Genomic DNA, 23,214 nt, shown 5'->3' on the forward strand with positions numbered 1-23,214 from the left:
GGCCCCGGCCGGCAGCGCGGCCAAGCTGCTGCTGGCCGCCGCCAAGGCCGACTCCGCCGGGCTGGACGCGGCCCGCCGGCTCCAGTCCGCGCTGAAGGCGGGCCCCGGAGCGGCGGCCAAGGCCGAGGTGCGGATCTCCGACAACGTGCAGGACTTCACCCCCGAGCGGGAGCGGCTGCGGCTGGTCCGGCAGGCGGCGCAGTTCCTGGCCGAGGCGCTGGCCAAGGCGTCCTGAGGGCAGGCCCGGCGGCGCTACGCTGCCCGGTACCCCGGGGCGGGTGCCGGGCAGCGGCGTTTCCTCCGGGGTGCTCCGCGCGTTGGTCCGCTGGTTGTTCCACGGGTTGTTCCACAGGTTGTTCCACGTGCTGGTCGATTGCGGAGAGGTGGCGGATGAGGACTTCCGGGCGGGCACGGGCACGGGTAGTGGCTGCGGCGCTGGTCGTCGTCGGGCTGCTGGCGGGCGGGTGCAGCTCCGATCCGTCCGGGGCGCCGACGGCGTCCTACTCGGACTCGGCAGCCGCGGCGGACGCGGCCGCCGGAGCCACTCCGCTGGAGCCGCTGCCCGCCGCCGTCCCGGCCGCGCTGGCGCCGTACTACGCGCAACGCCTGGCCTGGCAGCCGTGCGACAGCGGGTTCGAGTGCACGACGTTCCGGGTGCCGCTGGACTACGACCACCCGGGGGACGGGGACCTCACCCTGGCGGCCGCCCGCGCGGCGGCGGAACCGTCGGGCTCCGGATCCGGCTCCTCCGCCTCCCCGTCCGGCGCCGTCCCTCCTTCCGACTCCCAGGGCCCGCGGCTCGGATCCCTGCTGCTCAACCCGGGCGGGCCCGGCGGCTCGGCGATCGAGTACCTGGAGGCCGCCGCCCGGACGTACGACCGCGGGGTGCGGGCCCGGTACGACCTGGTCGGCCTCGACCCGCGCGGGGTGGGCCGCAGCAACCCCGTCAGCTGCCTGAGCGGCGACCGGATGGACGCCTACACCGCCGTCGGCCTGCCCCCCGGCGACCAGCACGGGATCGACGCGCTGATCACGGCCGACAAGGAGTTCGCCGAGGGCTGCCGGAAGCAGGCCGGGGCGGCGCTCGGCCACCTCAGCACCGTCGAGGGCGCCCGCGACATGGACGTGCTGCGCGCCCTGCTCGGCGACGAGAAGCTGAACTACGTCGGCAAGTCCTACGGCACCTTCCTCGGCGCCACCTATGCCGGGCTGTTCCCGAGCCGGGTCGGGCGGCTGGTGCTCGACGGCGCGATGGACCCGGCGCTCGACTCCGTCACCGGCAACCGCGTACAGGCGGGCGGCTTCGAGACCGCCTGGGCGGCCTTCGCCAAGGACTGCGCCCAGCGCGAGGACTGCCCGCTCGGCCGCACCGAGCAGCAGGTCGGCGAGCAGCTCACCGCCCTGCTCGCGGGCGTCCGCACCGGCTCGCTGCCCACCACCGCCGACGACGGCCGCCGGCTCACCGGGCCCCAGGCGACCACCGGCGTCATCCGGGCCATGTACGCCGACTTCCTCTGGCCCAGGCTGCGCACCGCGCTCACCGACGCCAAGGCCGGGGACGGCACCGGCCTGCTGAAGCTCTCGGACGACTACTACGGGCGCAAGGCGGACGGCTCGTACCCCAACCTGATGTTCGCCAACACCGCGGTGAACTGCCTCGACCTGCCCGCGCCGTTCGGCGGACCGGAGGACGTCCGACGGGCGGTGCCGGAGTTCGAGCGGGTCTCGCCGCACTTCGGGCGCGACATGGCCTGGATGGCCCTGGCCTGCACCTACTGGCCGGTCCGTGCCACCGGCACGGCGCACACCATCCGGGCCGCCGGCGCCGCCCCGATCGTCGTCATCGGCACCACCCGCGACCCGGCCACCCCGTACGCCTGGGCCCAGTCACTGGCCGGCCAGCTGGAGTCCGGCCGCCTGCTCACCTTCGACGGCGACGGCCACACCGCGTACGGCCGGCACAGCACCTGTGTGGACGGAGCGGTGAACCGCTTCCTGCTGACCGGGGAGGCCCCGGAGCAGGGCAAGCGCTGCGACCGGTAGGGCCGGCCCGGACGGCGGGAGACCGACAGGTCGTTCTCACTTCAACCGACTACCGGTGCGACGTTACGATGAGCCTCCCCCCACCCCCCTCCCCTGCACCGGAGCTCATCGTGCTCGGAGTCAACGACCTGGCGACGTACGTCCTCGGCGCCCTCGTCATCATCCTGCTGCCCGGCCCCAACTCCCTGTACGTACTGTCCGTCGCGGCCCGCAAGGGCATCCGCACCGGCTACCGGGCCGCGGCTGGCGTCTTCGTCGGCGACCTCACCCTGATCAGCCTCACCTCGCTGGGCGCGGCCTCCCTGCTCAAGGCCAACCCGGCCGTCTTCGCGGTGGTCAAGTTCGGCGGCGCCGCCTACCTGCTCTGGATCGGCTACGGCATGCTCCGTGCCGCCCGCCAGCTCTGGCGCGAACGCCGGGCCGCGGCCGACCCCACCGCCGAACCGGCCCCCGAATCCACCGAGCAGCCCTTCCGCCGCGCCCTGGTGATCAGCCTCCTCAACCCGAAGGCCATCCTCTTCCTGCTCTCCTTCTTCACCCAGTTCGTCGACCCCGCCTACGGCCGGCCCGCCCTCTCCTTCGCCCTCCTCGGCGGCGTCCTCCAGACCTTCAGCTTCCTCTACCTCTCCCTCCTGATCTTCGCGGGCACCACCCTCGCCACCGCCTTCCGCCGCCGCAAGCGACTCTCCGCCACCCTCACCAGCGGCGTCGCCGTCCTCTTCGCCGGCTTCGCCGCCAAACTCGCCGTCTCCTCCGCCTGACCGCCGCCCCGGTATCCCGTTACGGATCACCCGCGAACCTGTGTAGACTGGCCCGCGTTGCCACGACACGTCGGCAACGGTGCCGCCTTAGCTCAGTTGGCCAGAGCAACGCACTCGTAATGCGTAGGTCGCGGGTTCGAATCCCGCAGGCGGCTCAGTGAAGGCCCAGGTCAGATAGCCGCTGACCTGGGCCTTTTGCTGTTTTCCGGCGTGCGGGCAGGCGTCAGCGACGCGCTGCAAGATCGCTTGCGTGAGCGATGCGTGAGCGCGGGTGTTGATCTTGGGTTAGCCCTTGGCCTTCTTGGCCTTGGACTTCGCCTTCTTCGCGGCCTTCCGCTTGGCCTTGTCGGCCTTGGCTGCGGCCTCGGCTTCGGTCTTCCGCTGGAGGGGGACGAGCTTCGCGGCGGCCTCGGCGGCGTCCTTGGCGATCTCAGGCAGGACGCTGGTGTAGGTGTCCGACGTGATCTTGATGGAGGAGTGGCCGAGCATCTCCGACACCACCTTCATGTCGACCCCTCCGGCGAGCGCGAGCGTGGCCGCGCCGTGGCGGAGGTCGTGCAGCCGGATCGGCGGCAGACCGGACGCGGTCACGAGGCGCTCGAACATGTCGGTGACCTTGCCCGGGTGGAGCCAGGAACCGTCCTCGTTGGTGAAGACCTGGCCGGTCTCCTTCCAGGCTGGCCCCCAGTCGGCCCGCTCCTTCTGCTGCCGCTCGCGGTGGCGCCACAGGACGGCCACCGTGTCGTCGTCCAGCGCCACCGTCCGGAAGCTCCCGTCGGTCTTGGGGCCGGACTCCTCGACCTCCCAGCCGTCCTGCACGAGCTGGGCCGTCACAGTCAACGAGCTGTTGTCGAGATTGGTCTCGGACCACGGCTGCCCGCACGCCTCGCCCCGGCGAAGCCCGCGCAGGGCGATCACGTGCCACATCGCGTACAGCCGGTCGGCAGCCACGAAGTCGAGGAACGCGCCGGTCTGCTGCGGCGTCCAGACCATCACGGGGGAGGGCTTCACGCCGGTCTCCTGCCACTGGGCGACCCGCTCGGGCGTCCAGACCAGACCCTTCGGCTTGGTCGCCGGGTCGAGCTCGACGTGGGCGGCCGGGTTGAAGGTGATCAGGCCCTCGGGGATGGCGGCGTTCAGGGCGGTCCGGAGCGTGGCGCGGATGCGCTGGCGGGTGGCCGCGCCGGTCGTGCGCCGGAACGGCGGCATCTCGGCGAGCTCGGCCCGCAGGGCCTTGCGGCGGGCGCGGTTCTCCACGCCCTTGATCGGAACCGTGGCGAGCTCGGCCTTCAGCGCGTGCCGCAGGGCGTTGTTCTCCAGGATCTCCTCGTTCGCGTCGGCGATGGCCGTGAACATCTCGGCGAGCGTGCTCACCCGCAGCCGGTCGACGCGGACGTGCCCGATCCGGGGCTTGAGGTGAATCCGTACGTCGGATTCGTAGCGGGTGATCCCGGACTTGCGGATCTTCTTGCCGCCAAGCCACGTGTCGAGCCACTCGCCCACGGTGACCCGGGTGGAGAGGTCCTGACCGGTCCTCAGGCGGCGGCGGGTCTCCTCGATGTCGGGCAGCTGGGCCTTCTCGTCGGCGACCTTCACCAGCAGCTCGGCGACCAGGGCCAGGTCGTCCGGGTCCTCCTTGCCGAGGGCAAGCAGGCCGCGGATGTGGTCGAGGTCGGCCTGCGCCTCCTTGAGCGTCTCGTAGCCGGCGCGGTTGAACGAACGGCGGGTGCCGTCCTCGGCGTTGGGCAGTTCCTGGCGTATGGAGTAGGAGCCGTGCTTGCGGCTGCCGGCCTTCGGGCACGCCTTGCCGAGCGGCTTGCCGGTCTCGGCGTCGCGGCAGTAGCAGCGGTGGTAGGTGGAACCCTTCATTCGTCCTCCAAGTCGATGTCGGTTTTGAGTGGGGGAATCTCGGCGTCGAGAAAGCCGAGATTCGAGGTGAGACGGGGGACTTCCCAGCCCATCTCGCGCAGTTGTGCTCTGACGGGGTGAAGTCGCTCGCGAATGGCGGTGACGAAAGCGTCGAACTTCGCCTTCCCGTCGGACGGCCAGTCCTTCCGGAAGAACGTGAACTCCAGCTGGACCGCGTCGTGATGTTCCTCTTGGATCTCCTGCCAGATCCGGGCGTGCTCCCGGTAGAGGCGGAGTCGGTACATCCCCATCGTGTGGGGGGCTTCTCCGGTGAAGCGGGTGAGGGCCGCCCAGCGGCCGGTGCTGGTTCCCGGCAGGTAGTCGACATGCCCGCCGAGGGCAGGGGAGTAGAGCAGCTCGACCGGCGCGGTCTCCAGAGCCTCGGCCACGATGATCAGCTCGGGAATCGTGATCGTCTTGCGTCTGCCAGATTCCCAGTTGGCGATGACGTTCCGAGGGACTTCGTGGCCCAAGTCCCTTGTTTCGTCGGCCAGATCCTGAGCGGACAGTCCAAGACACTTCCTCCTTCGGGTGATTGCTTGGATCACGTCCTTGGTGATCCGTTCGTGCCAGTCGGGTGCGTTTTCGTCGTCGGTGGACCAGTCTTCATTCCCGCGTTGTGTCATATCGACACAGTAGCTACTGGAAAGCTCCTCTCCGTTGCGGCACTCCGCCGCCGCCCCCTACTCAGGGGAAGCCTCGATTTGGAGTTCATATGCGAACTGGTGAGATGTCGGCGACGGTTCAGGGGATGGGCCGGGCCGAGCTCCTCGCGTTGCCGGCGGCCATCGACCTCGACACCGCCAACCGCGCCATCGGCCTCGGGCGGAGCAAGGGCTACGAGCTGGCCCGCCTCGGCGCGTACCCCTGCCGGGTCCTGCGGCTGGGCAAGAAGTATCGCGTGATCACGGCGGACCTTCTGCGCCTGCTCGGCATCGAGGCGACGGTCGGTGAAGGTCCGGCGGCTGATGCAGCTTGACGTGGCGAGAGACCGATCGACAAGCCCGTCTGCCGTGGGCGTACTTGCCCGCATGGAGTGGATCTTCCATCGGCATGACCGTACGTTCGTGGTCCCTCGGAGGCCTCGGCCGCCGAGGGACCACCGCCAAGGTGCAGGAAGTCCCTGCGAGTTGAGTGGACCGGTATCCCCAGTCCGCCGACCCCAAGACGCACGAAGGCCCCCGGTGCTGCGAACACCGAGGGCCAGGCGAAGTCCTTATCCGCGACCTTCATCGGTGGCGCGCGACGGCTCAGGTCCCGCGCCCCAGTCTGGAGCTTCAGCATGGAGTCTACGTCCCACCAGCCCGATCCGGCAGCTTCCATCGCGAGTTGGCCGCCGGTCGCCAAGCCGGGCGAGCCCGGCACCCTGCTGCCGGCCCGACAGTCGGAGTCTGTGTCCACAGCCTGTGGAGACGACGTCGAGGCGGCACCGGCCGAGCCTGCCGTCCCGGACGGGATCGACCTGATGCCGGACACCGAGACGACAGAGGGTGCAGAGCTGCTCGCGCAGCTGAAAGCGCGGATCGCGCGATTCGTGATCCTGCCCTCCGAGGAAGCGCTGGACGCCACCACACTGTGGGTGGCGGCGACACATCTGCAGGGGGCGTGGCAGCACGCCCCGCGCCTGGCGGTGGTCGGGCCGGCAAAGCGGTGCGGCAAGTCGCGCCTGCTGGACGTGCTCACCGAGACCGTCCACCAGGCGCTCCTGACGGTGAACTCGTCTCCGGCTGCCGTGTTCCGCTCGATCACCGAGGAGCCGCCCACCCTGCTCGTGGACGAGGCGGACACGATCTTCGGCAGCCCGAAGATGGCGGAGAAGAACGAGGAGATGCGCGGCCTGCTCAACGCCGGGCACCAGCGCGACCGGTACGTGCTGCGGGTGGTTGGCAACGACCACACCCCGCGCCGCTTCCATACCTTCGCCATGGCGGCTATCGCCGGGATCGGCGACCTCCCGGACACGATCATGGACCGCTCGATCGTGATCCGCATGCGCCGCCGCGCCGAGGGCGAGACGGTCTCGCCGTACCGTTCTCAGCGCGACAGCCCTGGGTTTCACGAGATCCGGGACCGGATCGCCCGCTGGACCGCACCTCTTGGCGACCGGGCCCTGCGCCTGGAGCCGAGCATGCCGGTGGAGGACCGTGCCGCCGACACCTGGGAGCCCCTGGTGATCATTGCCGACCTCGCCGGAGGCCCCTGGCCCCGCTTGGCCCGCCAGGCGTGCAGGCGGATGGTGGACTCCGAGGTCCAGGCAGAGGAGGAGAACCTTGGCGGCGCGCGGATCCTCGCCGACATCCGCCGGATCTTCCACGCCAACCGCGAGCTGGACAGCCTGACCACCGACCAGTTGCTGCGCGAGCTCAACGACAACGCCGAGGCCCCGTGGGCCGAGTCGGCCCGGGGTGGTCTGAGCCCGCGCGGGCTCGGCTCGATGCTCCGCGAGTTCGGCATCACCTCCGGCAACGTGCGCCTCGGCGACGGAACCCAGCGCAAGGGCTACACGCGCCACAAGTTCCTCGACGCCTGGCGCCGCTACTGCCCCACCGTCCACCCCATCACCCCCACGGCCACGGACGAGAGCGCGGGCACGGGCAGCAGAGGCTGACCAGCCTCCCCGAACTGCCGTCCCTGCCGTCCCTGCCGTAACAGCACAGGTCACAGCACCTGCCGCCGGGACGGAACGGCCTCCCAAGACGGAAACACTCCCGCACCGGGGACGGCAGCACCCCGCCTGCAAGACGGCGCGTGGGCCGGCAACCGTCCCACGCCGCCACCGGCCCGCCGCCGCCCGGACCTCGGCGCGAGCGGCGGGCCCGCCCGGGACGGGAAACGCATCCGTCTTGTGCCGTCCCAGCCGTCCCTGCCGTAAAAGCGCAGGTCACAGGCCATGTCGCCGGGACGGATACGAGCCCCAAGACGGATACCGCACCGTCCCGAACCCGAACACCACCGCGTCCACGGCACCACCCGGGCAGCCGAACCCGCCCCAGCCCAAGGCCCGTCCCGCAGCACCAAGACGGCAAGACGGCAAAGACGGCAATCCCACAAACCACCACCGCCCGACCCGCGAGGACCACCTTCCGCATGACCGCCACCACCCCACCGCGTCTGCCCCGCCCGGACGCCGTCCTCGTACAGGCCGCCATCGCTGGCGCCCTGTCCTTCGCCCACCTCCACGACATCGCCGAGGCCGCCGGACAGCACGGCTGGAAAGCCTGGGCCTACCCCGTCTCGGTCGACCTGCTGCTCGTCGCCGCCTGGCACCGCATGCGGACCTTGCGCACCACCGGACGCCCGGCCGGCACCGCCTGGACCTGGTTCGCCACTGCCCTGACCGCCTCCCTCGGCGCGAACGTCGCCACCGCCGGACTCCTCGACCTCGACCACGTCCCCGCCTGGCTACGGATCCTGGTCGCCGGATGGCCCGCCCTCGCCTTCTTCGGCGGCACCCTCCTCGCCCACAACACCACCGCGACCGAGGTCGTCGTCGAGCCCGAGCCCGCCAAGGACGAACTCCCGCTCCGCGAAACCCCCGAGCCCTCTCCGGCCGCCCCGGCAACCCAGCCCGTACCAAAAGCGGAGCAGGACGGCCCGTCCAGCCCCGCGCCGGTCACGGAGCGCAGGGACGACGTCCCGGCCACCGACGAAGAACCGGTCGCGCCGCGCAAGCGCACCGGACGCCCACCGGCGAAGACCATGGACCAGCTCGTGGAGATGGTGCGGCCGATCGTCGCCGAGCACGGCGTCAGCGTCGCCGTGGTCGAGAAGGCCCTCAGCGACGCTGGGATTCCGATCAGCAGCAAGCGCCGGACGGAGCTGATGACGCTCCTGCGGGATGAGCAGGCCGACCCTCAGCCCAAACACGCCGACCGCGAGCTCGAGCAGGCGCGTGAGCACCCGGTGCCCGCCTGACACCCCTCCATTGGTGGCCGCCCGCCAACGACCCGTACGACGCCTGGCGGGCGGCCCCTTCACCGCCAAGTGGTCTGGCGGATGTCCACCTCGTGGTCAGCGAGATCCGCCAAAGCACCGGATCACCCTTCCGCCGAACCGGTCGCCGCCCGATCCGGTCCGTGCGCCGCGTTCGCATCCCGCTCGCACCACAGCACCTCGACGACCCCGCGACAGGAGATCAGCCCGTGACCGACACCCAGCGCCCCCGCGGCACCACCGGCGAGAGCGCGAAGGAGAGGAGGAAGTCCCATGCCGTGAAGGGTCTTTGGCAGTGGGCGTTCGGCAACCGTGCCCCTGGCGGAGCCAGTAGTACCGCGAGTCCGACTCGTGGCCGGACTCGCGGGATCTCCGCCCCAGGGGTGGCGGAGACGGCCCGGCGCGAGGGCGCGCCGGGCCAGGAGGTCGGGGCCGAGGGCGGCCCCGACCCGGACAAGCTCCTTGCCGTCCAACAGCAGATCCTCGCCGACGTCCGCCCGACCGAGACCGACAACCAATCCTCCGACCGCAGCGCCGCCGATGATGCCGAGCCGAAGAACCGCCGCTACACCGGCACCAAGCGCGAAGAGCGCGTCGGCCCTCTGAGGTTCGAACCCGAGGAAGAGCCTCGGCTGCGTGCTGCTGCCACCGCCAACGGCTACCGCGGTCTTTCCGGGTTCGCCGCCGACGTCGTCCTGGCCTTCATAGCCGGCCGGTTCTTCATCGACCTGCCTCTGGCGGAAGAACGCCGACTCATCCACGAGTTCCGCGCCCGCGTCCTGCGCCAGATCAGCGGTATCGCCAGCAACGTCAACCAGATCGCCCGAGCCCTCAACGGCGGATATGAGCCCCCGGTCGACATCCGCCGCACCCTCGACGAACTGCACTGCCTGCTCACTGAGATCGCCGAGGCCCTTCGCCAGCCCGCCACCCAGAAAGGCTGAAGCCGCCGTGATCGCACCCATCAAGAACCCCGGCTCCAACACCCGCGGCCTGCTCGCCTACCTCTACGGCCCCGGCCGCCACGACGAGCACCGCGACCCGCACATCGTTGCGAGCTTCGCCATGCTCGCCATGCCCGACCCCGGCCGAGACGAGAACGCCACCCTCACTCAACTCGCCCGCTACCTTGACGAGCCCGTCCGCCTGCGCAACAGCGAACCCGGCAGGAAGCTCACCGACCACGTCTGGCACTGCCCCGTACGCGCCGCACCCGAGGACCGCTATCTCTCCGACGCCGAGTGGTCCGAGATCGCCGAGCGCATCGTCCGGGCCGCCGGCATCGCTCCCAAGGACGACGACCTGGCGTGCCGGTGGATCGCTGTACGCCACGCGGACGACCACATACACATCCTCGCCACCACCGTCCGCGAAGACGGCCGCCGCCCCAAGCTCCACAACAGCGGCCAGCGCGTCGGCGCCGAGTGCCGCCAGATCGAGAAGGACTACGGCCTGCGTCAGCTCGGCACCGGCGACCGGACCGCCGAACGCCGACCCACCCAGGCCGAGATGCACAAGGCCAAGCGCCTAGGCTGGGAACAGACCAGCCGCGAATGGCTCCAGGACCGCATCCGCGCCGCCATCCCCCACGCGAGCAACGCGGAGGAACTTCTCGCCTATCTCCAGGCAGATGGCGTCGAGGTCAAGATCCGCCGCTTCCCGTCCGGCGACCTTCAGGGCTACTCCGTCGCCCGCCCCGGCGACCTGAAGGCCAACGGGCAGCCGAACTACATCCCCGGCGGGAAGATCGCCCCCGACCTGTCCCTGCCGAAGCTCCAGGCCCTCCTCGCGGCTGGCAAGCCGGAGGAGCACTCCACCGCCCGCCGCAACAAGCCCGCTACCTCCTGGCAGCACGCCACCAACGCCCTCGACACCTTCACTACCGACCACGACACCACCGGCGACAGCGGCGATGCGCGTGCGCAGGCGCACATCACTGCCCTCGGCGAACTGATCGAGGCCACCGCCCAGACCGCGCCCCAGGACCTGCGCGCCGAACTCCGAGCAGCAGCAAAGACCTTCGCCCGCGCCCAGCGCTCCCAGATCAGCGCCGACCACACGGCGGCAGCCGGCCTGCGTCAGGCGGCCCGCGACCTCGTGCACGCTGGCAGCGGCAAGGACAGCAGCACCCTCTCTGTCCTCGTCGCGGCCCTCGTCTGGGCCGCGATCCTGTCCCAACGCTGGCACACCGCCAAGGGCCACGCTCAGCAGGCCGAAGCCGCCCGCCGAACCGTCCAGCACCTCCAGGCCACCTACGACCAGGCCGCCGCCGACCAGCTCGCCTTCCTCGCCCAACGCCAGCCCAAGGAGCAGACCCGCAACACCCTCGCCAGCGACGTCCGCGCCGCCATCCCCGACCACGCGACGCGGATCTTCGCCGACCCCAACTGGCCCGCCCTCGCCACCGTGCTCGCCGACGCCGAGGCCGGCGGCTATGTACCCCACCAGCTCCTCACCGAGGCCGCCGCTCGCCGCGAACTTGGCAGCGCCCGCCTGCCCGCCAAGGTCCTCATCGCCCGCATCCAGCACACCAGCTACAACCCCGCACCCAACCGCACCGTCGAAGCTGCCCTCCTGCGCTCCACCGGTGCAGTGGCGCCATCCCGGCAGTACAGGCCGAAGCCCACAGCAGCGCCCGCGGTCGCGGCGAAGGGGCCAGCGCGCCGCCATAGGTAGAACGTCAGGGCTGCAGTGCCACTGACATGGTTCCGGTGGTCGGGAGCCCTCCCAGCCACCAGGCTTTTGAAGCGTCGTGACACGTCGCCGAGGCTTGGGGCTTCCCAGGAGCGCCGAGGCCACGGTCCGACGGCACAAATCTCACACCCTGTATCAACCCCAAAACATGTGCGCGGAGTCGTAGGCTGCGCGGTCGCGAAGGTGGATCTCGATTTCGTCTGCGTACTCGTGGCGGACGCGCTCATGGAACCATTTGTCGAACTGATCAGCGAGTCTGGCGTAGTCGCGTACGACTTCGACAATGGGCACCCCATCCTCCAGCTGACCAAGCCACTCCCGCACCCCGTTGCTCCAGCTCTTGCTGCTCTGGAGCAACGGGGCGGTCGGCAGCTGGAAAGTGACCGAGAAGCTTGTCGGAGACCAGTCCTGTCGGCTCTGCGCGACCGGCAGCTGCTGGTGTGTGATGTAGTTGCGAAGATCCTTGAGGAAAGTGGCGTTCGGGTCGTTGTGAAAGACCTCCGCGACCCGCTTCACATACTCAGCTTGCACCTGCGGCCGGTCTTCGAAGTGCTTCTTGATGAAGACCCGCTGCTGGTCAACACGGGTGCTCATTGCGGTGAGGACGTTGTGCAGGAGCCGCTCCGCCTCCGAGAGCAAGTCGTCGTGTGCATCCGGGCTCCTCACATCCAAGATCGGAAGAATGGCGGATGGGTCTTGCAACTGCACCACCAGGTCCGTGTACTGCGAAACGTTCCGCTGGAGGACGTAGCTCATCCGCTTGATCCGGTCGAGCAGGGCGAGGGCCCGGTAGCCCGGAGACGCGAGGAGATCCTGGTGGCGCTGCCAAAGCGTAGGCGGGACTGAGGAATTCGTTCCCTGGGCAGGCACGTGCGGTTCGGTGGCTTCCGTCATGCCAGCACACGCTACTGGGACCCACGGACGGTGCGCCTCCGGTTTCGGTTGCGGGTGATCCTGTGCGGACCGGAGTTGATCGATCGTCTCGCTCCCAAGCGGTGAAAGCCCGCGCTACGCGGTCGGAGCGTCCTCGATGGCTACCGACCGGGTGGCCACCCGTAGAGCTATGGGTCAGGCATTGAGCACGATGTCCAGGTACGCCTGTACCGGCTCGAAGAGCCCGTACGGCACGTACTCGGGGATCTCAGCGAGCGCTACCCACGCGAGAGCGTCCAGCTCGTCCGTGTCCACCACCTCGGCGGTACCGCTGACGGCCGCGCAGGCCGTGTACGACATCAGCCGGCCGGTCTTCGGATGCACCCGCTCGCCTAGGAGCTTGACGGCGGCCACACCCAGGCCGGTCTCCTCCGCGGTCTCGCGGACGGCCGCCTCCTCGGACGACTCGCTGGCCTCGATCTCACCGGCTGGGAACTGCCAGGAGAGCTGGCCCTCGCTGACCCGTCGCCTCACCATCAGAACGCGGCCTTCGTGGACCACGATTGCGGCGGCAATGCCCGGGCGTTGCTCCGCAGTCTGCTGTGTCACTTCTGCTCCTCCAGGGAGGCCAGGATGGGTGGGAAATCGTATCGGCGTCGATGAAGCGGGGCACCGAGTTTCGAGGAACCCGTGTCCCGCCGACGTTCTCGACGGAGTCGCTGTTGGTCGCCTCGGCGGCTCCCGCACAACCGCCTCGCACGCCCCGAGGACTTCCTTCGACCAGCGTTCTGCAGGGCCGTTCACTCGGCCAGTGAACGGCCCTGCGGGCCCACCTCTTGCAGCCTTCGATCCGAGTCCTTCAGACGTGCAAGGCGATGCCACGGTGGGCCGCGAAGGTGTTGAAGTGGTCGAGTTGGAGAGCGGCGTCCAGGCTGTCGGGCGTATGGCCTGATGGGTTGCGGAACGAGACCACGCCGTCCTGGTGGCCGGTGACGAGCACCAGGTGCCCGCCGCGTGCAAGTGCCGGCCGGTCGGGACGGCGGATCTCCTTGTGGACGGAGGCCATCACGAGGTGGCCGCGATCGAGTTCGGCGAGGAGCCGGTCTGGGGTGAGGTCGGTAATGATCTCCGACTGGAGCCCGTGGTTGGCGAGGGCGTACTCGGTGAACGGCTGGTAATAGAGGCCTCCAACGCCGCCGTCGTCCTGCTGGACGTAGCCGCCGTAGGCAAGGCAGCCGTCCAGGAGGTCGAAGAGGGTGGGTGCCTGGCCGTCGCGGGCGAAGAGGGCCATCCGCAGGCAGGCCATGCCACAGAGGCGGGTGGACCAGTAGGCGTAGGTATCCCGGTCGGGGGCACCGGTGGTGGCCCAGTTGTCGTCGTCGCCAGGCGGGTGGCCCTCATAGGCGATGGCGTTGATCAGCGTGGGGGTGGCGTACTGGGTGATCAGCGGGATCGGGTGGCGCTTGGGCTGGTCAGGCAAGGGCCGGTTCCTTCCTGGGCGGCGGGGTGGCCACGAGGCGGTGGAAGGCGTCCAGGTCGACCGATCCGCCGGAGAGGATCACTCCAACGGGGCCGGGCGGGAGGTCGAGGCCGGCCAGGGCCGCGAGTGCGACGGCTCCGGAGGGCTCGGTCACTACCTTGAGGTGCTTGAACGCCCAGCCCATAGCCTGCACGATCTGGGCGTCCGTCACGGTGACGACGCGATCGAGCAGGGCCTTGTTGACCTCCCAGGGCAGGGCGGCCGGGGTGGTATGGCGGAGGCCGTCCGCGATGGTGTCGGGCACGGCGGGCAGCTCTGCGATTCGTTCGGCGCGGAGGGACGCGGCGGTGTCGGCCGCAGCCTCGGGCTCGACGCCGATCACCTCGATGTGCGGGTTGATGTGCTTGGCCGCGACGGCGGTGCCGGCGGCGAGCCCGCCGCCGCCAACGGGGACGAGGATCTTGGTCAACACAGGGGCCTGCCAGAGAAGTTCCAGCGCGACCGTGCCCGCTCCGGCCATCACCGCATGGGCGTCGGCGGACGGTACGACAGTGAGTCCCTGGTCGACGGCGAGTCGGGCGACGATGGCGTCGCGGTCGTCGCGCTGTCGGTGGTAGGCAACGATCTCGGCACCGAGCGAGCGGGCGCCGTCCACCTTGCCCTGTGGGGCGTCGTGCGGGACGACGGCGGTGACCGGGACGGACAGCAACTGCCCAGCGAGGGCGAGCGCCTGGGCGTGGTTGCCGGACGACGCGCCGATCACGCCGCGTCGGCGCTCGCGCGAGCTGAGGGCGGCGACGGCGTTGTACGCGCCGCGGAACTTGAACGAGCCTGTGCGCTGGAGGGCTTCGGCCTTGCAGACCACGATCCGCCCTGCAATCTCGTCCAGCGCCGGGTGGGACAGCACCGGGGTGGAGGCGGCGACGCCGCGCAGGCGACGCTGGGCGTCGTAGATGTCGTCCACCGACAGCGGCAGTTCAGCGGCGCTCACGGGCGGTACCCATCGGCGTGGACGGTGGCGAGGATGGTCGCGATGAGGCGGTCGTAGCTGATCCCGGCAGCTGCGGCCATGGTGGCGAGGTTGCCGTGCCTGGAGAGGCCGGGCAACGTGTTGATTTCCAGCCAGTGGACCTCGCCGGCCGGGGTGACGAGGAAGTCCGAGCGCGAGTAGCCCGAGCAGTTCAGCACCTGGTGGGCGCGGACGGCCGCGCGGGAGATGGTGGCGAGGGTGGCGTCCGGGAGCTGGGCAGGGCAGCGGTAGAGGTGGCCGGCCGGGTTGCGCTTGGCCTTGTAGTCGTAGAACTCGGCGGTGGTCGGGACGGTCTCCAGCGGCGGAAGGGTGACGAGCGCACCGTCCTGCTCCAGCACGCCGCAGGTGACGGCGGTGCCCTCCTTGAACGGTTCGATGAACCACTCGCCGCCCCGGGTGTCGTGGGTGAGCGTGGTGGTGAGTGAGTTCAGGTCGCGGAAGACCCGCATGCCGATGGAGCCACCCTCGGAGGTCGGCTTGAGGATGACGGGCAGGCCGAACTCGTCGGCGCAGGTCTGAGCGATCTCCTGGGCGTCATCGGTTTCGCGCAAGGGGAGGTGTGGGAGGACGGTGACGCCGTCGGCGAGGACGAGGGTCTTCGCGGTGGGCTTGTGCATCGCGACCGCGCTGGCCAGCACCCCGGAGCCGGTGTACGGGACGCCGAGGCTGTCCAGGAGCCCCTGCAGCTTGCCGTCTTCGGCCCACTGGCCGGCGATGGCGAGGAACGCGACGTCGGCCTCACGGACGCGGTCGGTGAAGTCCTTGTCGGTGGGGTCGAGGACGAAGTGCGGCAGGCCCTGGCGGACCAACGACTCGCGCACGGCCTCGCCGGAGATCAGCGAGCGGTCGCGTTCGCCGGAGCGGCCACCGGTGACGAGGGCGATACGAGGTGTGGCAGACATTCTCATCTTCCTTTTGTCACAGTCTGGTTCGGAATGCGCGGGATGGCGGGCACGGTGTCGGGGAGCCGCTAGCGTCGAAGGCAGGCCGCCCCGAGAGGACGGGCGGGTGCGTCGATGGATCGGAGCCACCGTGGTCCCCATGACCCTGCAAGAGATCGCCGAGGCCGTTGGGGGCGCTCTGCACGACGCCCCCGATCCGGGCGCGGTGGTGGACCGGCCCGGGGTCATCGACTCGCGGGCGGTGGAGCCCGGGTCGCTGTTCATCGCGCTGCCGGGCGAGCACACGGACGGGCACCGGTTCGCCGAGGCCGCCGTCCGCGCCGGGGCGACGGGCGTGCTGGCGGCCTGGCCGGTCGGGGTGCCGGCGATCGTGGTGCCGGACGTCCAGGACGCGATGGGCGCCCTGGCCCGCGCGGTGCTCGACCGCCTGAAGGCGCCGACCGTGATCGGGCTGACCGGTTCGGCGGGGAAGACCAGCACCAAGGACCTGCTGGCCCAGGTGCTGGAGACCATGGACACCACGGTGGCCACGCCGCTGTCGTACAACGGCGAGATCGGCCTGCCGCTGACCGTCTTCCGGGCCGACGAGAACACCCGTCTGCTGGTGCTGGAGATGGGCTCGCGCGGCGCCGGACACATTAAGTACCTGACGGGGATCGTCCCGCCGAAGGTCGGTTTGGTGCTGAACGTCGGGACCGCGCACGTGGGTGAGTTCGGCGGCGGGAAGGAGTCGATCGCCGTCGCGAAGGGCGAACTCGTCGAGGCCCTGCCCGTCGACGGCCTGGCAGTGCTCAACGCCGACGACCCGTACGTCATGTCGATGGCGCCGCGAACGGTCGCGCCGGTCCTGACCTTCGGGGTGCAGGCCGGGGACGTCCGGGCCGTCGACGTCGAGCTGGACGCCGCGGGTCGGCCGTCGTTCACCCTCACGTACCGGGGCGACAGCGCCCCAGTGAAGCTGGGGCTGCACGGCGCCCACCACGTGTCCAATGCGACGGCCGCCGCCGCTGTGGCGATCGGCCTGGGTGCGAGCGTGCGGCAGGCGGCGGAGGCGCTGACGGGCGCTCGGCAGCTGACACCCGGCCGGATGGACGTCACCGAGCGGCCGGACGGTGTGACGGTGATCAACGACGCGTTCAACGCGAACCCCGATTCGATGACCGTCGCCCTCGCCGCGCTCACCGCCATGGCCGGCGGCGGGCGGAGGACGGTGGCGGTGCTGGGCGAGATGCGGGAGCTGGGCGAGGAGTCCGAGGCCCACCACGCGGAGCTGGGCCGGCTCGTCGCGAAGAGCGGGGTCACGGACCTGATTGCGGTCGGCGACTGGGAGGCCCGGCTGGTGCACACCTGGGCGGTGGAGGGCGGCGTCAACGGCACGCTGGTGCCCGACCGCGACGCCGCCCTCGACCTGCTGCTGACCTACCTCAAGCCCGGAGACGTGGTGCTGGTGAAGGGCTCCCACAGCGTCGGGCTGGAGGACACCGCGATGCGGCTCACCAAGCCCGACGCTGCACGCTGACTACGCGGCCGGGACTGTCATCGGGGTCTCGGCCAGCCGCAGCAGGACCGCCCGTCCGACGCGGCCGGCAGTCCCGGTGCCCATCGTCACCACCAGGTCGCCGGTCCCGACCAGCTCGGCGACCACGTCCGCCACGTCGCGCCCGTCGCTCGCGCTGTGGGCCCGGCCGCCGCAGGCGACGACCTGCGCGGCCATCGGTGCGGTGCTGATCCCGGTGAGCGGGGACTCGACCGAGGCGTGCACGTCGAGGAGGACGACCTCGTCGGCCGCCGCGAGTCGGCGGCCCATCTCCTCTCCGAGGGCGGCGGTGCGGGTCCAGCCGGTGGGCTCGAACACCGCGATCACCCGGCCCTCGGTGAGCATCCGGGCGGTGGCCAGGTCGGCGGTGATCTCGCTCGGGTGGTGGGCGTAGGAGTCCAGCACCGTCACCCCGGCGTGGCTGCCGGTGGTGGTGAGCCTGCGCTTGATGCCCTGGAACGCGTTGATGCCGTCCACCAGGGCGGCGGGCTCGGCACCGAGCACCCGGCCCGCGGCGAACGCGGCGGCAGCGTTCAACGCGTTGTGCCGACCGGGGACGGCCAGGGTGAACTCGTGCCACGACCCGTCCGCATCCTGCACGGTGACGTGGCTGGCAGCCCCGTCCCACAGCACGCGCAGCACCCGCACGTCGGCGTCCTTGGCCTCGCCGACCGTGACGACCCGCGGGCCGGGCGCCGCCTGCAGGCGCTCAATCAGCAGTCGGGCGCCCGGGTCGTCGGAGGAGACGACCAGCACGGAGCTGTTGCGGGCCAGGCGCTCGAAGACGTCCAGGACGTCGTTCAGGTCGACGTACTGCTCGGGGTGGTCGTCGTCCACGTTCAGAACGACGGCGACCTGCGGGTGGTAGCGGCCTGCGGTGCGGTCGCTCTCGTCGGTCTCCGCGACCAGGAGGCCGCCGAGGCCCTGGTGGGCGCTGGGGCGGCCGACGGGGGTGCCGCCGATGGCGTACGAGGGGTCGAGGTGGGTGAGGGCGGCGCTGAGGATGCCGGTGGTCATGGTCTTGCCGTGGGTGGCCGCCACGGCGACCGACTGCTCGGCGGTGGCGATGAGGAGCGCGAGCACGTCCGAGCGGTGCACGACTGGGATGCCGGCCCGGCGGGCAGCGGCGATCTCGGGGTTGCTCGGGGTGACCGCGCTGGACCACACGAGGACGGTGGCGTCGGTGGGCAGGTTGCTGGCGGTGTGGCCGATGGCGACGGCGGCGCCGGCGTCCTCCAGCTCGCGCAGGGCGGCGGTGTCGCTGGTGTCGGAGCCGGAGACCCGGCTGCCGCGCTCCAGCAGCAGGCGGGCGACGGCCGACATGCCGGCGCCGCCGATGCCCACGAAGTGCGGGCGGGCGAGGTCGATGGGGCCGTCGTGAACGGGGACGATCACGTTCCTGGTTTCCATGCTGTGCGCTCCAGTTCGGAGTCCAGCCCGTGATGGGCGATGGGTGGAAGGGCGCTACGCGTAGGTGCCATCCGGCGCCGAGCTGGCCGCCGGGTGAGCACCGAGCCGGGCCGTATCGAAGTGGTCGTGCACGATGACGCCGAGCAGGGCGATCGCCACGGCGTTGCCGACCGCCCACAGGACACCGAGGAACGCGCCGACCGGATCGCGGTGCTGACCTCGGCGGTGGGACGGGGGCTCGTGCACGGCTAACTCCTCGCGGAAGAAGGGAAGATGGACGGCTGGTGCTGGCCGGGCGCTTGAAGTTCGCGTCCGATGGGGTAATGACAGCCGGAGGCGGGACCGTGACGGGATGGTGAGCTAAGGTCACTCACGGTTCATTCATCACTCACTGGGGGCGGAGCGGATGGAGACACAGGCCGACCACGATGCGGTCGACCAGGCCATGGAGGCGTTCGCCGCCGAAGTCGCCCACTGGCGGGAGGTGCGCGGCCTCTCCAAGCGCGGGCTGGCCGGGAAGATGGGCTTTGACCCCTCGTACGTCAGCCACATCGAGTCTGGCCGCCACAAGCCCACCGAGGAGTTCGCCCGCCTCGCCGACGAGACCCTCAACGCCGGGAAAGCCATCTGGCGGCGCTGGCTCGACTACGACGCCGCCCGCTCCCGCAGCCGCACCCCGACGTCGCCGCCAGCACCCCGCCGTCCCGAGCAGCCGTACGCCTCGGGGGCCGCGATCGTGGTCGAGCACGACGAAGCAGCACTCCAATTCGACGGCTGCACCTACCGGTTGACCATGCGCCGCCGCCTACGGAACACCGGCACCGAGCCCATCACCCGCTACCTCATCCGCATCGCCGTCGACCGTTACCCCGGCGAACCCGAGCGCTCCAACGCCCACTACCGTGAGCACCCACTGACCTGGGACGAACTGGCGCTCACCGCCTCGTGCCAGGGCGAGGACATGCGGTGGCAGGCCAAGCACGACCGCGACGCCTTCAAGGAGGTCTGGCTCCTGTTCGACAACGAGCACGGCCGCTTCCCGCTCTACCCGGGCGACGCCACCTGGATCGAGTACGCCTACAGCGTCGGCGCCGACAAGTGGGGCCACTGGTTCCAGCGCGCCGTCCGTCTGCCCACCGAACACCTCGCGGTACGCCTCGACTTCCCCGCCGCCCTCGACCCAGTGGTGTGGGGCACCGAGACCTCCATGACCGCCGAGGCTGTACCGCTCCGCACCGCCGTCAGCCGCCACGACGACGGCGAGCGTCGGCACTTCGCGTGGGCCACCGACGACCCTCCGCTGCACGCCCGCTTCCGCCTCGAATGGCGGTTCCGTACCGCCGCCAACAGCCAGCAACAGACCAAGGAGACCAGGTGATCGAGGTGCGGCCCAGCCAGCAGATGCAGTCCCTCGGCGTGATCCAGCAGGGCACCCCCATCCTCAACCGCCCCGCCGAGCCCTTCGACCTCCCTGCCGAACGCGCCGCCGCCCAGGCCGTCGTCGTTGAGCTCTTCACCGCCGTCGAGCGGATCGGTCAGGTCCACTCCTTCGCCAAGGGCATGGGCCTCGCCGCCCCACAGATCGGCATCCCCCGCGCCGCCGCCCTCGTCCTGCCCCCGACCGCCGGCGCAGAACCGATCATCCTGCTCAACCCGAAGATCACCGCCGTCTCCGAGGAGACCGACGAACAGTACGAGGGCTGCCTCAGCTTCTTCGACGTCCGCGGCATGGTCCCCCGCCCCCTCCGCATGGACGTCACCGCCACCACCCTCGACGGCACCATCACCACGGTCACCTACGAGTTCGGCCTCGCCCGCCTCATCGCCCACGAGATCGATCACCTCGACGGCCTGCTCTACACAGACCGCATGCGCCCCGACGTCCACCCGATCCCGGTCGAGGAGTACCGGGGAACGGGCTCGGGCTGGGCCTACTGACCGATTTCTGGGGGAGTAATGAGCCATGAGAAGTTCGGCGGTGCGCCTGCTGGCACCAATCCGGCGGAGACGTTCGTAGTGATGGCCACGAGGAAGTGGCGCATCGGACGGGTGCCACAGGCCGCTGCGGACTGGAGCTGTAGCCAACTCGGCGACGACAGCCATTCAGCGCTACCGTGGTCTGTTGAACCATCGATCGATCAAAGGAGCTCAGTGGAAGCGGAGTTGGTAGCCGTTGCTGTGTCGAGTGCTACGGCGCTGGTCAATCTAATGATCACAGATTCCTGGGCGGGGGCGAGGAAGCGGGTTGCGAAGATCCTGGCTCGCGGATCCACAGGTCAGGTTGATGAGATAGAGGGCCAGCTGATTGCATCCCGGACTGAACTCCTGGCCGCTGGCCCGGACGACGCGGAGGCGGCTGTGCGGGTAGTAGCGGACTGGGCTACACGGCTGCAGTCCGAGTTGCCATCACGGCCAGAAATTGCTTCTGAGTTGAGGGAGCTTCTGGCTGACGCCGAGCCTCATCGTTCTCTCCCCTATCTCGGCGATCATATCGAACTGCATCACAATTCCTTCCATGGCCCGGTCCAAATCAAGGGAAAACAGTGCAACTCGTGATTGTCGACTTGCAAAGAGGATCAGATGCAGTACGGCGACTGGATCGAATTACACCACAATAGCATCAGCGGCCCGGTGTCAGCGGGGCCGCAATATAACTTCTTCGCGCCGAGTAGCGAACTTCTGTTTCGCAACCCGGATGAATGGCTTGCAGTGCGTCGCGCCGAACCGATTGCGTTTGGGGTGCACAGGGCTCGTGGGGTGGACGGCGAACAGCGAGTCTCGTCGTATGTAGAACGAGATCAGGATTCCAGTCTCCGCGAGAGGGTGAGGAAAGCTGCCGAAGGCGGGGGACTCGTCCTGGTGACTGGCGACTCGATGGCTGGTAAGTCTCGCACTCTCTTCGAGGCAATGGCTACTACTATTCCCGATTTCCGAGTGCTGGCACCGCCCCGGGGTGCAAGTCTGCGCGGCCTGCCTCGAATTCTAAGGGGAGGGTCGGGGCGATATGTGCTGTGGCTCGATGACGTTGAAGGCTACCTCGGCGCGGACGGCCTGAGTCCCGAAATTCTTGCAGAGCTCTCGGAAATTGGCGTTCCGGTGCTAGCCACAATATGCGACACGATGTTGGATATCTGTCGCCCGGCTGCTCGTCATTCTGCCGCTCAAATCAGAGATGCCGGCGCCAATCAGCTCCGTCCTGGTTGTCAAGTGCTCAGTCTTGCCGAAATAATTGAATTGGAACGGCAGTGGAGCCCCTTCGAGCTTGAGCGCGTGGCAGCGTCCGGTGATCCACTCCTGCTTGAAGCCCTGGCCAGGCACGGATCACACGGCATTGCCGAGTACATCGCGGCTGGCCCAGATCTCTTGGCTTTGTGGCGTCGCGCTCGCCGGGCCAGCCATACTGGCGGTCATCCTCGCGGCTATGCCTTGGTGGCCGCCGCTGTCGACCTTGCGCGTGCTGGATTTTGCGGCCCTTTGCCTGTGAAGTTGCTTCGGGTGGCTCACAAAAGTTACCTGCGGAAGCTAGCGCATCTGCGCCTGGAATCATTTGATGAAGCTCTGGCTTGGGCAACACATATCCACTATGGGGCAGCTAGTCTTCTGGTGATTGAAGATCAGCATCCGGACTGGGGATGGCGCGCTTTTCCTTACCTTACGGATGCTGCCGCCCGAGACCCTAGTTACCCATCGGTTCCTGGCAGCGTTTGGTCCGATGCGCTAACCCATGCGCGGACTGATAGGGACCGCAACGCCATCGCCAGTGCGGCGTATAGCGCAGGACTCAGAAATCTGGCGCACCGCACCTGGTCTTCGCTTGCGAGTAACGGAGACATGGCCGCGGCCTTGAGTTTGGTCGGATTATATCTGGACGAGAGAAACGAGGAGGAGGCCGATCGCTGGGCGGATCTTGCGATCGAATTAGCGCACCAGGAGATTACTTTCGAACTTGGCGGAATCATGGCGCGGTCCGATGTGGGTCGCCTGATGCTGATGGAGCGTGCGGAATTGGGCGATTCGCTGGCGGCATTCAGTCTTGCTCGTGAGTTTGTATCTAGTGGCGACCTTGATGAGGGCGAGGTTTGGTACCGCAGGGCAGCTGCGGCGGGCGACATAGCAGCTAAGAATAATCTAGGCATGATGCTGCATTGGCGAGGCGAAGCGCAGGAGTCAAAGAAGTGGCTAATGGAGGCTGCCGGGCAAGGAGATGAGGTTGCTGCGCGAAATCTCGCATTAATCATCGAAGAGGAATCTAATTTGCCCTAATGTGTGAAGTATTTTTGATAGCTGCCTAGGGGCGCGAGTGCGCCGCAGTGGTGCAGGAGTGGCTGCTTGCCGCAGGCGTGATCGTGACGGACCCGAGTCTCGGTAGGCTGGTTGGCTCGACGCATCATCAGGGGATGGGGCCGGGCCAGGTGGTGTGGTGCTCGTGACCCTCGGGCGTCAGCCCGGTGTGGAGGCCTTTCTCATCGACGGCGTTCTTCACCCGCAGCTAGCTGTCGCCCAGAGTGAGCTCTAGTACTGCAACCGCATCTGGGGGTTGTGGCCTCGGCGTTTGTAGTGGGAGCGGCGGGCTCGGGCCTGGCTGCGTCGGCGGAAGCGTGACCAGCGCAGATGGTGCTCGTTGGTGTGGTGGCGGGGTGTGA

Annotated in this window: 22 protein-coding genes and 1 tRNA gene; 14 read left to right on the forward strand and 9 right to left on the reverse strand. The window is 69.3% G+C overall.

Features of this window, described 5'->3' with window-relative positions; translation table 11 throughout:
- The 4 genes from KS423_RS13195 to KS423_RS13210 all read left to right on the forward strand — a co-directional run.
- Positions 1 to 235, forward strand: a 235-nt coding sequence (locus KS423_RS13195; protein ID WP_224278618.1) for a hypothetical protein, incomplete at its 5' end; no start/stop codon positions are given.
- Positions 236 to 390: 155 nt separating this feature from the next.
- Entirely contained in the window at positions 391 to 2,043 is a 1,653-nt protein-coding gene (locus KS423_RS13200; RefSeq protein ID WP_224278620.1) for an alpha/beta hydrolase, read from the forward strand.
- 110 nt (positions 2,044 to 2,153) lie between these two features.
- Complete coding sequence (gene leuE, locus KS423_RS13205) at positions 2,154 to 2,804, forward strand: leucine efflux protein LeuE (protein ID WP_224278622.1); 651 nt, start codon at positions 2,154 to 2,156, stop codon at positions 2,802 to 2,804.
- An 81-nt stretch (positions 2,805 to 2,885) separates the two neighbouring features.
- Positions 2,886 to 2,959, forward strand: a tRNA-Thr gene (locus KS423_RS13210).
- Between the two features lie 130 nt (positions 2,960 to 3,089).
- On the opposite strand, the gene KS423_RS13215 is transcribed toward KS423_RS13210, so the two are convergent.
- Positions 3,090 to 4,673 carry a site-specific integrase gene (locus KS423_RS13215; protein WP_224278624.1) on the reverse strand — a complete coding sequence of 528 codons (1,584 nt, stop codon included), beginning with the start codon at positions 4,671 to 4,673 and terminating at the stop codon, positions 3,090 to 3,092.
- Positions 4,670 to 5,338, reverse strand: coding sequence for a helix-turn-helix domain-containing protein (locus KS423_RS13220; RefSeq protein ID WP_224278626.1), 669 nt, complete (start codon positions 5,336 to 5,338; stop codon positions 4,670 to 4,672). The genes KS423_RS13215 and KS423_RS13220 overlap by 4 nt, the downstream gene beginning before the upstream one ends.
- 89 nt (positions 5,339 to 5,427) lie before the next feature.
- On the opposite strand from KS423_RS13220, the gene KS423_RS13225 reads away from it, so the two are divergent.
- From KS423_RS13225 to KS423_RS13245, 5 genes are all read left to right on the forward strand, one after another.
- The gene (locus KS423_RS13225) at positions 5,428 to 5,691 is read left to right on the forward strand and encodes a hypothetical protein (RefSeq protein WP_224278628.1); all 264 of its coding nucleotides are present in this window, start codon (positions 5,428 to 5,430) and stop codon (positions 5,689 to 5,691) included.
- A gap of 486 nt (positions 5,692 to 6,177) precedes the next feature.
- On the forward strand, positions 6,178 to 7,320 hold the full coding sequence (locus KS423_RS13230) for a DUF3631 domain-containing protein (RefSeq protein WP_374119947.1): 1,143 nt from the start codon (positions 6,178 to 6,180) through the stop codon (positions 7,318 to 7,320).
- Positions 7,321 to 7,799: 479 nt separating this feature from the next.
- A complete protein-coding gene (locus KS423_RS13235; RefSeq protein WP_224278638.1) occupies positions 7,800 to 8,627 on the forward strand; it encodes a DUF2637 domain-containing protein in 828 nt (275 codons plus the stop codon).
- A 227-nt stretch (positions 8,628 to 8,854) separates the two neighbouring features.
- Positions 8,855 to 9,589 carry a MobC family plasmid mobilization relaxosome protein gene (locus KS423_RS48005; protein WP_224278640.1) on the forward strand — a complete coding sequence of 245 codons (735 nt, stop codon included), beginning with the start codon at positions 8,855 to 8,857 and terminating at the stop codon, positions 9,587 to 9,589.
- 7 nt (positions 9,590 to 9,596) lie between these two features.
- Entirely contained in the window at positions 9,597 to 11,321 is a 1,725-nt protein-coding gene (locus KS423_RS13245; protein ID WP_224278641.1) for a relaxase/mobilization nuclease domain-containing protein, read from the forward strand.
- A gap of 153 nt (positions 11,322 to 11,474) precedes the next feature.
- On the opposite strand, the gene KS423_RS13250 is transcribed toward KS423_RS13245, so the two are convergent.
- From KS423_RS13250 to KS423_RS13270, 5 genes are all read right to left on the reverse strand, one after another.
- Positions 11,475 to 12,233, reverse strand: coding sequence for a hypothetical protein (locus tag KS423_RS13250; RefSeq protein ID WP_224278643.1), 759 nt, complete (start codon positions 12,231 to 12,233; stop codon positions 11,475 to 11,477).
- Positions 12,234 to 12,407: 174 nt separating this feature from the next.
- Positions 12,408 to 12,821, reverse strand: a complete 414-nt coding sequence (locus tag KS423_RS13255; protein WP_224278645.1) for an NUDIX hydrolase — start codon at positions 12,819 to 12,821, stop codon at positions 12,408 to 12,410.
- A 250-nt stretch (positions 12,822 to 13,071) separates the two neighbouring features.
- Positions 13,072 to 13,692 carry a C39 family peptidase gene (locus KS423_RS13260; protein ID WP_224278647.1) on the reverse strand — a complete coding sequence of 207 codons (621 nt, stop codon included), beginning with the start codon at positions 13,690 to 13,692 and terminating at the stop codon, positions 13,072 to 13,074.
- Positions 13,685 to 14,683, reverse strand: coding sequence for a threonine/serine dehydratase (locus tag KS423_RS13265; RefSeq protein ID WP_224278656.1), 999 nt, complete (start codon positions 14,681 to 14,683; stop codon positions 13,685 to 13,687). The genes KS423_RS13260 and KS423_RS13265 overlap by 8 nt, the downstream gene beginning before the upstream one ends.
- Positions 14,680 to 15,624 carry a D-alanine--D-alanine ligase gene (locus KS423_RS13270; protein WP_224278665.1) on the reverse strand — a complete coding sequence of 315 codons (945 nt, stop codon included), beginning with the start codon at positions 15,622 to 15,624 and terminating at the stop codon, positions 14,680 to 14,682. Before KS423_RS13270 ends, KS423_RS13265 begins: the two co-directional genes overlap by 4 nt.
- Positions 15,625 to 15,754: 130 nt before the next feature.
- Here KS423_RS13270 and murF point away from each other — a divergent pair, with 130 nt between their 5' ends.
- A complete protein-coding gene (gene murF, locus KS423_RS13275) occupies positions 15,755 to 17,143 on the forward strand; it encodes a UDP-N-acetylmuramoyl-tripeptide--D-alanyl-D-alanine ligase (protein WP_224278667.1) in 1,389 nt (462 codons plus the stop codon).
- Here the strand turns inward: murF and murC are convergent, their stop codons facing one another.
- Both murC and KS423_RS13285 read right to left on the reverse strand, forming a co-directional pair.
- Positions 17,144 to 18,571, reverse strand: a complete 1,428-nt coding sequence (murC, locus tag KS423_RS13280) for a UDP-N-acetylmuramate--L-alanine ligase (protein ID WP_224278669.1) — start codon at positions 18,569 to 18,571, stop codon at positions 17,144 to 17,146.
- 54 nt (positions 18,572 to 18,625) lie between these two features.
- Positions 18,626 to 18,817 (reverse strand): hypothetical protein, encoded by a 192-nt coding sequence (locus KS423_RS13285; RefSeq protein WP_224278677.1) that lies wholly within the window; start codon positions 18,815 to 18,817, stop codon positions 18,626 to 18,628.
- Between the two features lie 160 nt (positions 18,818 to 18,977).
- Here KS423_RS13285 and KS423_RS13290 point away from each other — a divergent pair, with 160 nt between their 5' ends.
- Genes KS423_RS13290 through KS423_RS13305 form a run of 4 tightly spaced genes read left to right on the forward strand, consistent with a single transcriptional unit; the run spans position 18,978 to position 22,834 of the window.
- A complete protein-coding gene (locus KS423_RS13290) occupies positions 18,978 to 19,949 on the forward strand; it encodes a helix-turn-helix domain-containing protein (protein ID WP_224278679.1) in 972 nt (323 codons plus the stop codon).
- Positions 19,946 to 20,509: a peptide deformylase gene (locus tag KS423_RS13295; protein WP_224278681.1), complete on the forward strand. Its 564-nt coding sequence runs from the start codon at positions 19,946 to 19,948 to the stop codon at positions 20,507 to 20,509. Before KS423_RS13290 ends, KS423_RS13295 begins: the two co-directional genes overlap by 4 nt.
- Positions 20,510 to 20,527: 18 nt before the next feature.
- Positions 20,528 to 21,127, forward strand: coding sequence for a hypothetical protein (locus KS423_RS13300; protein WP_224278682.1), 600 nt, complete (start codon positions 20,528 to 20,530; stop codon positions 21,125 to 21,127).
- A gap of 24 nt (positions 21,128 to 21,151) precedes the next feature.
- Positions 21,152 to 22,834, forward strand: coding sequence for a hypothetical protein (locus KS423_RS13305; RefSeq protein ID WP_224278684.1), 1,683 nt, complete (start codon positions 21,152 to 21,154; stop codon positions 22,832 to 22,834).
- Positions 22,835 to 23,214 lie beyond the last annotated feature (380 nt).

This window comes from Streptomyces sp. LS1784 (assembly GCF_020103755.1).
Lineage (GTDB): Bacteria > Actinomycetota > Actinomycetes > Streptomycetales > Streptomycetaceae > Kitasatospora.

Coding starts and splice junctions, on each gene's coding strand:
- KS423_RS13215 (WP_224278624.1), bottom strand. CDS start 4,673: ATGAAGGGTTCCACCTACCACCGCTGCTACTGCCGCGACGCCGAGACC.
- KS423_RS13270 (WP_224278665.1), bottom strand. CDS start 15,624: ATGTCTGCCACACCTCGTATCGCCCTCGTCACCGGTGGCCGCTCCGGC.
- KS423_RS13300 (WP_224278682.1), top strand. CDS start 20,528: ATGAGCCATGAGAAGTTCGGCGGTGCGCCTGCTGGCACCAATCCGGCG.
- KS423_RS13290 (WP_224278679.1), top strand. CDS start 18,978: ATGGAGACACAGGCCGACCACGATGCGGTCGACCAGGCCATGGAGGCG.
- KS423_RS13235 (WP_224278638.1), top strand. CDS start 7,800: ATGACCGCCACCACCCCACCGCGTCTGCCCCGCCCGGACGCCGTCCTC.
- KS423_RS13305 (WP_224278684.1), top strand. CDS start 21,152: ATGCAGTACGGCGACTGGATCGAATTACACCACAATAGCATCAGCGGC.
- KS423_RS13250 (WP_224278643.1), bottom strand. CDS start 12,233: ATGACGGAAGCCACCGAACCGCACGTGCCTGCCCAGGGAACGAATTCC.
- KS423_RS13230 (WP_374119947.1), top strand. CDS start 6,178: ATGCCGGACACCGAGACGACAGAGGGTGCAGAGCTGCTCGCGCAGCTG.
- KS423_RS13220 (WP_224278626.1), bottom strand. CDS start 5,338: ATGACACAACGCGGGAATGAAGACTGGTCCACCGACGACGAAAACGCA.
- KS423_RS13200 (WP_224278620.1), top strand. CDS start 391: ATGAGGACTTCCGGGCGGGCACGGGCACGGGTAGTGGCTGCGGCGCTG.
- murC (WP_224278669.1), bottom strand. CDS start 18,571: ATGGAAACCAGGAACGTGATCGTCCCCGTTCACGACGGCCCCATCGAC.
- KS423_RS13225 (WP_224278628.1), top strand. CDS start 5,428: ATGCGAACTGGTGAGATGTCGGCGACGGTTCAGGGGATGGGCCGGGCC.